Annotated in this window: 12 protein-coding genes; 8 read left to right on the forward strand and 4 right to left on the reverse strand. The window is 68.6% G+C overall.

Annotated elements, in window-relative coordinates:
• Positions 1 to 2: 2 nt before the first annotated feature.
• The 5 genes from gatA to JWQ81_RS35345 all read left to right on the forward strand — a co-directional run bounded on the left by gatA (position 3) and on the right by JWQ81_RS35345 (position 4,990).
• Positions 3 to 1,520, forward strand: coding sequence for an Asp-tRNA(Asn)/Glu-tRNA(Gln) amidotransferase subunit GatA (gatA, locus tag JWQ81_RS35325; protein ID WP_297548424.1), 1,518 nt, complete (start codon positions 3 to 5; stop codon positions 1,518 to 1,520).
• A complete protein-coding gene (locus JWQ81_RS35330; protein WP_297548426.1) occupies positions 1,517 to 1,708 on the forward strand; it encodes a hypothetical protein in 192 nt (63 codons plus the stop codon). The genes gatA and JWQ81_RS35330 overlap by 4 nt, the downstream gene beginning before the upstream one ends.
• Positions 1,705 to 3,207 (forward strand): Asp-tRNA(Asn)/Glu-tRNA(Gln) amidotransferase subunit GatB, encoded by a 1,503-nt coding sequence (gene gatB, locus JWQ81_RS35335; protein WP_297548428.1) that lies wholly within the window; start codon positions 1,705 to 1,707, stop codon positions 3,205 to 3,207. Before JWQ81_RS35330 ends, gatB begins: the two co-directional genes overlap by 4 nt.
• 137 nt (positions 3,208 to 3,344) lie before the next feature.
• Complete coding sequence (locus JWQ81_RS35340) at positions 3,345 to 3,698, forward strand: hypothetical protein (protein ID WP_366942367.1); 354 nt, start codon at positions 3,345 to 3,347, stop codon at positions 3,696 to 3,698.
• 155 nt (positions 3,699 to 3,853) lie between these two features.
• Entirely contained in the window at positions 3,854 to 4,990 is a 1,137-nt protein-coding gene (locus tag JWQ81_RS35345; protein WP_297548430.1) for a Gfo/Idh/MocA family oxidoreductase, read from the forward strand.
• A gap of 92 nt (positions 4,991 to 5,082) precedes the next feature.
• Here the strand turns inward: JWQ81_RS35345 and JWQ81_RS35350 are convergent, their stop codons facing one another.
• A complete protein-coding gene (locus JWQ81_RS35350; protein WP_297548432.1) occupies positions 5,083 to 5,445 on the reverse strand; it encodes a helix-turn-helix domain-containing protein in 363 nt (120 codons plus the stop codon).
• 105 nt (positions 5,446 to 5,550) lie between these two features.
• On the opposite strand from JWQ81_RS35350, the gene JWQ81_RS35355 reads away from it, so the two are divergent.
• Complete coding sequence (locus JWQ81_RS35355) at positions 5,551 to 5,919, forward strand: DoxX family protein (protein WP_297548434.1); 369 nt, start codon at positions 5,551 to 5,553, stop codon at positions 5,917 to 5,919.
• A 174-nt stretch (positions 5,920 to 6,093) separates the two neighbouring features.
• On the opposite strand, the gene JWQ81_RS35360 is transcribed toward JWQ81_RS35355, so the two are convergent.
• Positions 6,094 to 7,299, reverse strand: a complete 1,206-nt coding sequence (locus JWQ81_RS35360) for a PQQ-dependent sugar dehydrogenase (protein WP_297548436.1) — start codon at positions 7,297 to 7,299, stop codon at positions 6,094 to 6,096.
• Positions 7,300 to 7,363: 64 nt separating this feature from the next.
• Between JWQ81_RS35360 and JWQ81_RS35365 the strand changes: the two genes are divergently transcribed.
• Entirely contained in the window at positions 7,364 to 8,272 is a 909-nt protein-coding gene (locus tag JWQ81_RS35365; protein ID WP_297548438.1) for an NAD(P)-dependent oxidoreductase, read from the forward strand.
• Positions 8,273 to 8,331: 59 nt separating this feature from the next.
• Complete coding sequence (locus JWQ81_RS35370; RefSeq protein WP_297548535.1) at positions 8,332 to 8,880, forward strand: DoxX family protein; 549 nt, start codon at positions 8,332 to 8,334, stop codon at positions 8,878 to 8,880.
• A 53-nt stretch (positions 8,881 to 8,933) separates the two neighbouring features.
• Here JWQ81_RS35370 and ilvD read toward each other — a convergent pair whose 3' ends face one another.
• Positions 8,934 to 10,778: a dihydroxy-acid dehydratase gene (gene ilvD / locus JWQ81_RS35375; RefSeq protein WP_297548440.1), complete on the reverse strand. Its 1,845-nt coding sequence runs from the start codon at positions 10,776 to 10,778 to the stop codon at positions 8,934 to 8,936.
• A 112-nt stretch (positions 10,779 to 10,890) separates the two neighbouring features.
• Positions 10,891 to 11,346 carry a PH domain-containing protein gene (locus JWQ81_RS35380; protein WP_297548537.1) on the reverse strand — a complete coding sequence of 152 codons (456 nt, stop codon included), beginning with the start codon at positions 11,344 to 11,346 and terminating at the stop codon, positions 10,891 to 10,893.
• Positions 11,347 to 11,427: the final 81 nt, after the last annotated feature.

The raw sequence follows: 11,427 nt of genomic DNA on the forward strand, positions 1-11,427 counted from the left end.
CCGTGTCCGAGCTCATCAAGATGACCGCCAGTGAGCTGGCGGCGAAGATCCAGTCGCGTGAGGTGTCCGCGGTCGAGGTCGCGCAGGCGCACCTGGACCGGATCGCCGAGGTCGACGGCGACGTTCACGCGTTCCTCCACGTCGACACCGAGGGCGCGCTCGCCGCGGCCCGCACGGTCGACGCCGACGTGGCCGACGGCACACAGCCGGCCTCCGCGCTGGCCGGGGTTCCGCTCGCGCTGAAAGACGTGCTGACCACCAAGGGCATCCCCACGACTGTCGGGTCGAAGACCCTCGAGGGCTGGATCCCGCCGTACGACGCCACGGTCACCCGCCGGCTGCGCCAGGCGGGTGTCGTCATCCTCGGCAAGACCAACATGGACGAGTTCGCGATGGGCTCCTCCACCGAGAACTCCGCGTACGGCCCGACGCACAACCCGTGGGACCTCGCGCGCATCCCCGGCGGCTCCGGCGGTGGCTCCTCGGCGTCGCTGGCGGCCTTCGAGGCTCCGCTGGCCATCGGTACCGACACCGGCGGCTCGATCCGCCAGCCGGGCTCGGTGACCGGCACCGTCGGCGTGAAGCCCACCTACGGCGGTGTGTCCCGCTACGGGCTCGTCGCGTTCTCGTCGTCGCTGGACCAGGCCGGGCCGTGTGCCCGGACGGTCACCGACGCCGCGCTGCTGCACGAGGTCATCGCCGGGCACGACCCGCTCGACTCGACCTCGATCGACGCGCCGGTGCCCCCGGTCGTCGCCGCTGCCGCCGCAGGCGCCCGCGGTGATCTGAAGGGCGTCCGCGTCGGGGTCGTCAAGGAGTTCAACGGCGACGGCTACCAGGGCGGTGTCCTGAGGTCGTTCGAGAAGGCCGTCGAGCAGCTTCGCGCGCTGGGCGCCGAGGTCATCGAGGTCTCCTGCCCGAACTTCGTCTACGCGCTGCCGGCGTACTACCTGATCGCGCCGAGCGAGTGCTCGTCCAACCTCGCCCGCTTCGACGCCATGCGGTACGGGTTGCGTGTCGCCGACGACGGTCAGCACAGTGCCGAAGAGGTCATGGCGCTCACCCGCGAAAAGGGCTTCGGTGCCGAGGTCAAGCGCCGGATCATGCTGGGCACGTATGCGCTGTCGTCGGGCTACTACGACGCGTACTACGGCTCCGCGCAGAAGGTGCGCACGCTGATCACGCGCGACTTCGACGCGGCCTTCGAAAAGGTCGACGTGCTGGTCTCGCCGACCACGCCGACGACGGCGTTCAAGATCGGCGAGCGCGTCGACGACCCGATGGCGATGTACCTCGCCGACCTGTGCACCATCCCGTCGAACCTGGCGGGCAACGCGGCCATGAGTGTCCCCAGCGGACTGTCCGATGAGGACGGTCTCCCGGTCGGCCTGCAGATCATGGCCCCCGCACTGGCCGACGACCGGCTCTACCGGGTCGGCGCGGCGTACGAAGTCGCCCGGAACGACGCGGCCGGCGGGTCGCTCGTACACCAGGTCCCCAACCTGGGAGCGGCGAAATGATCAAGGTCAAAGGACTCCTGGGCGTGGCGATTTCGATCCTCGGCGCCGTCGGCGCCATCACGAACGTCCGCGCGGCGAAGGACAAACAGGACAAGCTGGTGCTGGCCAACGCGGGTGCGAGCGCGCTCGCCGCGACCACCGGTGTCCTGCTGGCTCTCCGGAGCCTCCGGAAAGAAGGCGGGAAATGACGGCCGTGGCTGAACTGATGGACTACGCCGAGGTCGTGGAGCGCTACGACCCGGTCCTCGGGCTCGAGGTACACGTCGAGCTGAACACCAACACCAAGATGTTCTGCGGCTGCCCGACCACCTTCGGTGGCGAGCCGAACACCCAGGTCTGCCCGACCTGCCTCGGCCTGCCCGGTTCGCTGCCGGTCGTCAACGGCAAGGGCGTCGAGTCGGCGATCCGGATCGGTCTCGCGCTCAACTGTGAGATAGCCGAGTGGTGCCGGTTCGCGCGGAAGAACTACTTCTACCCGGACCAGCCGAAGAACTTCCAGACCTCGCAGTACGACGAGCCGATCGCCTTCAACGGCTACCTCGACGTCACCCTCGACGACGGTGAGGTCGTGCGCATCGAGATCGAGCGCGCGCACATGGAGGAGGACACCGGGAAGTCGCTGCACAAGGGCGGCGCCACCGGTCGTATCCACGGTGCGGACTACTCGCTGCTCGACTACAACCGGGCCGGTGTACCGCTGATCGAGATCGTCACCAAGATCATCCCGGGGCACGGCGAGCGCGCTCCCGAGGTCGCCCGCGCGTACGTCAGCGCGCTGCGTGATCTGCTCAGCGCGCTGGACGTCTCCGATGTCCGGATGGACCAGGGTTCGCTGCGGTGCGACGCGAACATTTCGTTGATGCCGAAGGGTTCCGACGAGCTCGGCACGCGGACCGAGACCAAGAACGTCAACTCGCTGCGCAGCGTCGAGCGGGCCGTCCGGTACGAGATGACCAGGCAAGCCGCGGTGCTCGCGGGCGGTGGCAAGGTCAAGCAGGAGACGCGGCACTTCCAGGAGGGCGACGGCACGACTTCGTCCGGTCGTACCAAGGAGACCGCCGAGGACTACCGGTACTTCCCGGAGCCAGACCTGGTCCCGATCGCGGCTTCGCGCGAGTGGGTCGAGGAGCTGCGCAAGACGCTTCCCGAGATGCCTTCGGAGCGCCGCAAGCGCATCCAGACCGAGTGGAACCTCTCCGACGAGGAGCTGCGGGATCTGCTCAACGTCGGCGCGGTCGACCTGGTGTCGTCCACTGTGGACAATGGAGCGACCCCGGACGAAGCCCGCTCGTGGTGGGTGAACTTCCTGTCCCAGGAGGCGAACACCCGCGAGGTGGAGCTGGCTGAGCTGGCCATCACGCCGAAGCAGGTGGCCGAGGTCATCGCGCTGGTCAACTCCGGTGAGCTGACGCACAAGCTTGCTCAGCAGGTCGTGCAGGGCGTTCTCGAGGGCGAAGGCGAGCCGGCCGACGTCGTCGAGAAGCGCGGGCTCAAGGTCGTGTCCGACGACTCGGCGCTGCTCGCCGCGATCGACGAAGCGCTGGCCGCCAACCCCGACGTCGCGGAGAAGATCCGCGGCGGCAAGGTGCAGGCCGCCGGAGCGATCGTGGGTTCGGTGATGAAGGCGACCAAGGGGCAGGCCGACGCCAAGCGTGTTCGCGAGCTGATCATCGAGCGTCTGTCCTGAAGTATTTTTCCTTCGCACGCGTCAGCCGGCGCGAGTGGCTCGGCCTCGGTGCCGGGCTGCTCGCGCTGGTTTCGCTGTTTCTGCCGTGGTCGACGCTGAGCGCGAGCGCTTCGGACGTCGAGGCGGGGCTGAAGGCGTTGCCGGCTGACGATGTCGTCCGCAGCGGGTTCATGTCGAGTTTCGTGGCGTGGGTCCCGCCGATTCTGCTGCTGCTCGTCAGCATCGCGGTGGTGCTGTTCGGGCAGGTCCGCAAGGCTCGCGAGAGCGGTCTGCCGCAGCTGTGGCTGGTCGCCGCGGCCGCGATCCTGCTGCTGATGGTGATCAGCTGGTTCGTGATCGCGCTGCAGTTCGACAGCGACCAGCGCGGCCTGTTCGACGCCGGCGGCATCGTGATCCGCGCGGGTTACGGACGCTACATCGGCGTCGCGTGCGGCGGCGTCTCCGTCGTCGTCGCCTTTCTCGACGCCCGTTCCACCCGCGTCCGCCGCTAACGGCAAGGACCGGGCGAATGGGTACTCCCTTGCTGATCCGAGGGTTGGTCGTGTCGTGTCGGTACGCGGTGACAGACGTTTTCGGGTTGCGTCTGAAAGCGCTTTCTGGATACCGTCGGGGCGGTTCCGCCAAGCGTGAGAAGAGGTCGGTAACGATGAGCGTGCCCACCCTGGGTGTCATCCTGAACGGCGCCACCGGCCGGATGGGCTACCGCCAGCATCTGGTCCGTTCGGTGCTCGCCATCCGCGACCAGGGCGGCGTCGAGCTCGCCGACGGACGTCGTGTGCAGGTCGAGCCGCTGCTCGTCGGGCGCAGCGCCGACAAGCTGAGGGAGATCGCCGAGCGGCACGGGGTGACGCGGTGGACGACCGACCTCGACGGCGCGCTGTCCGACGACACGACGTCGATCTACTTCGACGCCCAGATCACCTCCGCCCGTGAGAAGGCGGTGCGGGCGGCGATCGCCGCCGGAAAGCACATCTACGCCGAGAAACCCGTCGCGGAAGCCGCGGGCGACGCGCTCGCGCTGGGCAAGCTGGCGGACGACGCCGGGGTTGTCCACGGGGTCGTGCACGACAAGCTGTTCCTGCCCGGGTTGCTGAAGCTGCGCAGGCTCATCGACGGCGGGTTCTTCGGGCGGATCCTGTCCGTGCGCGGGGAGTTCGGCTACTGGGTGTTCGAGGGCGACTGGCAGTCCGCCCAACGCCCGAGTTGGAACTACCGCGCCGAGGACGGCGGTGGGATCGTGCTCGACATGTTCTGCCACTGGAACTACGTGCTGGAGAACCTCTTCGGCCGGGTGCAGGCCGTCACGGCCAAGGCTGTCACGCACGTGGCGGAGCGGTGGGACGAGCAGGGCGAGCCGTACCCGGCGACCGCGGACGACTCGGCGTACGGCATCTTCGAACTCGAATCAGGCATCATCGCGCAGATCAACTCTTCGTGGTGCGTGCGCGTCAACCGCGACGAACTCGTCGAGTTCCAGGTCGACGGGACCGAGGGCAGCGCCGTCGCGGGACTCCGCAAATGCCGCGTGCAGCACCGGTCCGCGACGCCGAAACCCGTCTGGAACCCGGACCTGCCCGCCACCGAATCCTTCCGCGACCAATGGACCGAGGTCCCGGACAACGCCGAGTTCGACAACGGTTTCAAGGCGCAGTGGGAGCAGTACCTCCGTGACGTTGTCGCCGGACGCCCGCACGTCTACGACTTCTTCGCCGCCGCACGCGGTATCCAACTCGCCGAAGCGGGCCTGACCTCGTCGGCCGAAGGCCGCCGGGTCGTGCTCTAGCCCGGGTGTTTCATGGAGTGCGACCGACGTCAGCCTCGCGCTCGAAGACGTTATGGAGCTGGCAGCCTCCGGCCGCACTGACATTCCTCGTCCTAGATGTGCGACGTGCGGTTGGCGTTGATCTCCTCGTGGTGCGCCATGGCCCACTCGGCCAGGGAGATCACCAGCGGTAGCAGCGTCCGCCCCAGCTCGGTCAACTCGTACTCCACCCGCGGCGGCACCTCCGCGTAGGCCTTGCGGCCGGCCAGGCCGTCCTCGACCAGGTGCTTGAGCGTCAGGGTGAGCATTCGCTGCGAGATGCCCGCCACGGCCTCCTCCAGCTTGCCGAACCGCAGCGGCCCGCCACGCAGCGTGCCGATTACCAGCAGACTCCACTTGTCGCCGATGCGATCCAATACCTCCCGGACCGCGCCGCCCTCGGGTATCCGCATCGCATTCCCTGTGACTTGCGTCATACAGAAGCCTCCTTCCTGGATGCATACATCACTGTGCCTTTTGTCGCCGCCCCAACGCTCACACATGATGTGGCTACGCACAAATGGTAAGGATTGGGGAATACGGTGAACATCACACTTTGGACCGTGCAGGGCCTGCTCGCCTTCGTTTATCTCGCCGCAGGCGGACTCAAGGTCGTTCGGCCGCGCGAGCAGCTCGTGACATCGGGCCGACTCGACTGGATGAAGGACAACTCCGATGCGGCCGTGAAAGCGATCGGCGCGGTCGAGATCCTCGGCGCACTCGGCCTGATCCTGCCCGGGCTGACCGGCATCGCCTCCATCCTGGCCCCGATCGCGGCGGTCGGTCTGGTCGTCGTGCAGGTCGGCGCACTCCGCGTGCACCTGACCCGCAACGAGCGGCAACCTTTGCCCGCCAACGCGATCCTCCTGCTGCTCGCGGCCTTCGTCGCGATCGGCCGCTTCGTGGGCTGAAAATCTCGCAATACCTGCGCTGAGCTGATTGCGCGGGCCGACGAGGCTTATGCGTCAGTGAAGGGATACGTGCGCTCCTAGGGGTTCACCGACACGCCCGTATCCTGAAACAACTCACCACAAGATCAACAAGGTCGAGGCAAGATCAACGCACCATCGCGCGAAAGGCCGCGGCTAGTCCTTGGAACCGGTGGCTTGGGACTGGTCGCGGGGGATGAGGACGAGCCTGTCGTCGCTGGAGCCGGGCTTCCCGCCGTCCTTGTTCACCGTGCCGGCGACGGCGAGCTGCGGGTTGATCAGGCTCATCCCGGCGAGCCTGCCGTAGGACCGGCCGTTCTTGCCGTCGTTGGTCACCGTCGGCTTGCCGGTCACCGAGCCGTCGGGGGCGATCGGGAGGTCTTGCATGTTTCCCGCGATCGACGTCGTCACGGCGACGTAGCCGGTGAAGTCCGCGCAGCCCGCGACCCCGGGCTTGTCCGCCCACGTCCACGCGGGCGCGGTGAGCGGCTTGCCGATCTGCAGGCGGTAGATCGCGTCCTTGTCGGCCAGCCGGTCGGTGACCCAGAGCCGGGCGCCGTCGGTCGACTCACAGATCCCGCCGGGCGCGTGCAGCCCGGAGGCCACCACGGCCGAGCCGGCGACCGGATTGCCGGTGGCCGGCTGGCCCGAAGTGTTGATACGCAGGACCTTGCCGGCGAGGGAGTTCGGATCCGCCGCGGCGTTCGGGTTGCCCGCGTCGCCCGTCGCGACCAGCAGCGCGCTCTTGCCGTCGGTGGCGATCGTGCCGTGGTTGCCCGTGGCGCCCTTCGGGATGCCCGTGAGCACGGCCTTCGGCGGCTGGCCCTTCGCCAGGCGCAGGACGCGGTTGTCGGTGTCGGTGGTGACGTAGACGAAGAGCAGCTGATCCTCGGTGTAGTCGGGTGAGAGCGCGAGGCCGGTGAGACCGCCGTCGCCGGTCGCGACGACCGGGACGGTCGCGAACTCCGTCGACGGCCTGCCCGCGGTCGCCTGCATGATCCGCCCGCTCTTGCGCTCGCCGCCGAACGCCGAGGGCGCGCTGCCGTCGCCCGGCAACGCGGCGACCGCGGACACCGTGTCCAGGCAGGTCGCGATGACGGCCGGGTCGAAGTCCTTGCAGCCCTGCGGCGGCGGGATCGACGTCGAGGACGCCGCCGGGCCGCCACCGGAGGGTGCGCGGGGGGCGGGGTCGTCTCCGGGGAGCTGCGGTTGAGGTCCGCCCTGCGGCGTCAGCTGCGGCGCGGGCACGAAGGTCTGTCCCGCGGCGCTGTTGTCGAACTGGGCGCATCCGGCCAGCAGGAAGCTACCGCCGACGGCCAGGGCCACCAGCCAGGACGGGTTCCGACGGGACCTGGTACGCACGAGGGGGAAGCCTATGCGGGTCGAGGTGAACCTCAAGTAAGAGGTGACCGCTACCGTGGTGATCATGACGGTCACCGTGCTGGTTCCCGACGACGACGGTATCGCCGCGCTGTCCGAGCTCGACGGCGTCCGGGCGATCCGTTACGAGCAAGGCGAGCCGCTGCCGCCCGAAGCGGCGAAGGCCGAGGTGCTGATCCCGGCGGTCAACCGGGCCAGCGGGACTTCGTTCGCCGACCTCCCCAACCTCAAACTGATCCAGCTGCTTTCGGCAGGCGCGGATAACTGGATCGACGCCGTCCCCGATGGGATCCTGCTTTCCACCTGCCGGGGTGCCCACGGAGGCAGTGCCGCGGAGTGGGTCGTCGCCGTGCTGCTGTCGATGTACCGTGAGCTTCCAGAGTTCGCGGCCGACCAGGCCGCGGGCCGTTGGCAGCGTCGAACCACCGAAACCCTGCAGGGCAAGCGAGTCCTCGTGATCGGCGCCGGCGACCTCGGCCGCCAGCTGGCCAGGCGGCTCGAGGCGTTCGACGTCCGGGTCACGATGGTCGGGTTGTCCGCGCGGGATGGTGTCCACGGCGTCCGCGAGCTCCCCGGGCTGCTCGGGGCCCACGATGTGACGGCGCTGATGGTGCCGCTGACGTCGAAAACCCACGGGATGGTGGATGCCGCCTTCCTCGCCGCGATGCCAGCGCACGCCGTGCTCGTCAACGCGTCGCGCGGGCCGGTGGTGGATACCGCCGCGCTGGTCGCCGAGCTGCGGTCCGGCCGGTTGCGCGCGGCTCTCGACGTCACCGACCCGGAACCGCCGCCACCCGGGCACCCGTTGTGGACCGCGCCCGGCCTGATCCTGAACCCACACGTCGGCAGCGCGGTGCACGGGACCCGGCGCCGGTCCTACGCCGTCGCCGCCGCGGAGATCGCCCGGTACGCCGGAGGTGAACTGCCGAACAATCTCGTCCATGGCGAGTATTGAGCTGTGGCCTGGGTTACTGTGCGTGCGTGAGCACTCACGACGACACCTATGACACGAGCGTGCTTTCCGGGGTCGAGGACACCTCCTCCGGTTCGAGGGCACTCGAGACGAAATGGCACGGCGGGCTCGACTTCGGTCTGCTGATCATGCGGGTCGCGCTCGGGGTCACCATGGGGGCGCACGGGCTGCAGCACCTGTTCGGCCTGTTCGGGGGGCCGGGTATCGCGGGGTTCGCGCGGTTCCTCGGCAGTTTCGGTTTCACGAGCCAGACGACGTTGCTGTCGTGGCTCACCGGGATCAGCGAGGTCGGTGGCGGCGCGCTGGTGATCGTCGGCCTGTTCACCCCGCTCGGTGCCACCGCGCTGCTCGGGGTCGCGGTGAACATCGTCTACGCCAAGTGGCACGGCGGGTTCTTCGAGGGCCAGGGCGGCGGGTTCGAGTTCGAGCTGCTGCTCGGTGTCGTCGCGTTGACGTTGCTGTTCACCGGCGCGGGCCGGTTCTCCCTCGACGCCAACACGCCGTGGCGCCGACGTCCGGTGCCGCTCGGGCTGCTCGGCGTCCTGCTCGCGGCCGCCGTTTCGGTCGCCGTGATCGTGCTGTTCCGCTAGCTGCTGGTGAGTGTTTAGGCCGCTTAGAACCGGCCTAAACACTCACCAGTTCGCTACTTGTCCGGGTCGCGGACGGCGCCGGTGTCGGCGGAGGTCGCCATGCGGGCGTAGGCGCGCAGGGCGGCGGTGATCGGCCGCACTCGGTCCTTCGGCTGCCACGGACGCTCGCTGGACTCCATCTTGTCGCGCCGCTCGGCCAGGATCTCCGGGTCGACGAGGAGTTCCAGCCGCCGCTCGTGGATGTCGAGCAGGATCTGGTCGCCGTCCTCGACGAGCCCGATGAGGCCGCCGGCCGCGGCTTCGGGCGAGATGTGCCCGACGGAGATGCCCGACGAGCCGCCCGAGAACCGGCCGTCGGTGATCAGCGCGCACTTCTTGCCGAGTCCCGAGCCCTTGAGGAACGCCGTGGGGTGCAACATTTCCTGCATGCCCGGACCACCCGCGGGGCCTTCGTAGCGGATGACGAGGACTTCGCCCGGCTGGATCTTCTTGCCGAGGATCGCCGAGACGGCTTCTTCCTGGCTTTCCAGCACCCGCGCGGGGCCCTGGAAATGCCACAGGTCCTCGTCGATCCCGGCCGCCTTGATCACGGCGCCGTTCTCGGCGAGATTGCCGCGCAGGATCGCGAGGCCGCCGTCGACGGTGTGCGCGTGCGCGACGTCGTGGATGCAGCCGTCAGCCGCGTCGGTGTCGAGCGAGGTCCAGCGGTTCGACGTCGAGAAGGCCTCGATGGTCCGGACCCCGCCGGGCGCTGCGTGGAACAGCTCGACCGCTTCGGCCGACGGCGACTCGGCGCGGATGTCCCAAGTGGACAGCCACTCCTTCAGCGTCGGCGTGTGTACCGAGGTGACCTCTTCGTTCAGCAGCCCGCCACGGTAGAGCTCACCGAGGATGGCGGGGATGCCGCCGGCCCGATGGACGTCTTCCATGTGGTAGTCCGAGTTCGGCGCGACCTTCGACAGGCACGGCACCTTGCGGCCGATGGCGTCGATGTCGGCGATGGTGAAGTCGACCTCGCCCTCCCGCGCGGCGGCGAGGATGTGCAGCACGGTGTTCGTCGAACCGCCCATGGCCATGTCGAGCGCCATCGCGTTCTCGAACGCGGCCTTCGTCGCGATCGACCGCGGGAGCACGGACTCGTCGTCGTTCTCGTACCAGCGCTTGGCCAGTTCGACGACCGTACGTCCGGCGTTGACGAACAGCTCGCGCCGCGCCGCGTGCGTGGCGAGTGTGGAACCGTTGCCCGGCAAGGAAAGTCCGAGTGCTTCGGTCAGGCAGTTCATCGAGTTCGCGGTGAACATGCCCGAGCACGAGCCGCAGGTCGGACACGCTGAGCGCTCGACTTCGGCCAGGCCCGCTTCGTCGACCGAGTTGTTGGCCGAGGCGGAGATCGTGGTGATCAGGTCGCTCGCCGGGTGGACGACGTCGCCGACGACCACGGCCTTGCCTGCTTCCATCGGCCCGCCGGAGACGAACACGACCGGGATGTTGAGCCGCATCGCGGCGTTGAGCATGCCCGGGGTGATCTTGTCGCAGTTGGAGATGCACACCAGCGCGTCGGCCTGGTGGCCGTTGACCATGTACTCCACCGCGTCGGCGATGATCTCGCGCGAAGGCAGTGAGTAGAGCATTCCGCTGTGGCCCATGGCGATGCCGTCGTCGACGGCGATGGTGTGGAACTCGCGGGACACCCCGCCGGCGGCCCGCACGCCCTCGGCGACGATGTCGCCCATGTCCTTGAGGTGCACGTGGCCGGGGACGAACTGGGTGTAGGAGTTGGCGATGGCGACGATGGGCTTGCCGAAGTCGCTGTCGGTCATTCCCGTGGCGCGCCAGAGCGAGCGAGCGCCCGCCGCGTTGCGGCCGTGGGTGGTGATGCGGGAGCGCAGCGGAGGCATGGCTACTCCAATGTCCTCGTTCTGGGTCGTGCTCGGGTCGTTCGGCAACCGGTGGTGACCGGCGCGGAGACGGCGCCCGGATAGGTGCGCGCGCCAACTGGTCCTACCAATCCTACTCCTGGGCGGAAGCCACTGAGTCGGAGGTGGCGACGGCGGGCTCGGGTGCGGTTACCGCCGGTTCGGCGATCAGCCCGGACGGATCGTGCAGGCGGCCGTCGCTGACCAGCGAGAGCACCGGCAGGTGCCGGGTGCGCACGGTGGGCAGCCGGACCTGGCTTTCGTCGGCGAGTACGGCGCTGACCTTGGATTTCTTGTTCAGTGCAAGTCCCTTGAGCTCCGACCAGGCCAGGTCGCGGTGACCGAACATGGTGCGGACCTTGAGGCCCTGGGCGTCGGCCGTCGTGCGCATGCGCCGGACGAACACGATCAGCGCGAGCGGGATCAGGTAGAGCACCGCGAGCCAGTGGATCTCGCCGAGTGCCGCCGGGGTCATGCAGAAGATCAGGAACCCGATCACGAAATACGCCGTGCGCGGGATCCGGAACACCGCCTTCGGGTTCGGCGGGATCTCCGGGGCGCCGGTGACGGCATCGGTGCTGGTCTGCTGCTCGTTTTCAGCCACTCATAGATGGTGCACCGCAGCGCTGAA

The sequence above is a fragment of the Amycolatopsis sp. genome (genome assembly GCF_025464955.1).
Classification (GTDB): Bacteria; Actinomycetota; Actinomycetes; order Mycobacteriales; family Pseudonocardiaceae; genus Amycolatopsis.

Excerpts from the sequence above, each read along its gene's own strand:
- JWQ81_RS35330 (WP_297548426.1), top strand. The coding sequence starts at position 1,517 with ATGATCAAGGTCAAAGGACTCCTGGGCGTGGCGATTTCGATCCTCGGC.
- gatB (WP_297548428.1), top strand. The coding sequence starts at position 1,705 with ATGACGGCCGTGGCTGAACTGATGGACTACGCCGAGGTCGTGGAGCGC.
- JWQ81_RS35345 (WP_297548430.1), top strand. The coding sequence starts at position 3,854 with ATGAGCGTGCCCACCCTGGGTGTCATCCTGAACGGCGCCACCGGCCGG.
- JWQ81_RS35350 (WP_297548432.1), bottom strand. The coding sequence starts at position 5,445 with ATGACGCAAGTCACAGGGAATGCGATGCGGATACCCGAGGGCGGCGCG.
- JWQ81_RS35365 (WP_297548438.1), top strand. The coding sequence starts at position 7,364 with ATGACGGTCACCGTGCTGGTTCCCGACGACGACGGTATCGCCGCGCTG.
- ilvD (WP_297548440.1), bottom strand. The coding sequence starts at position 10,778 with ATGCCTCCGCTGCGCTCCCGCATCACCACCCACGGCCGCAACGCGGCG.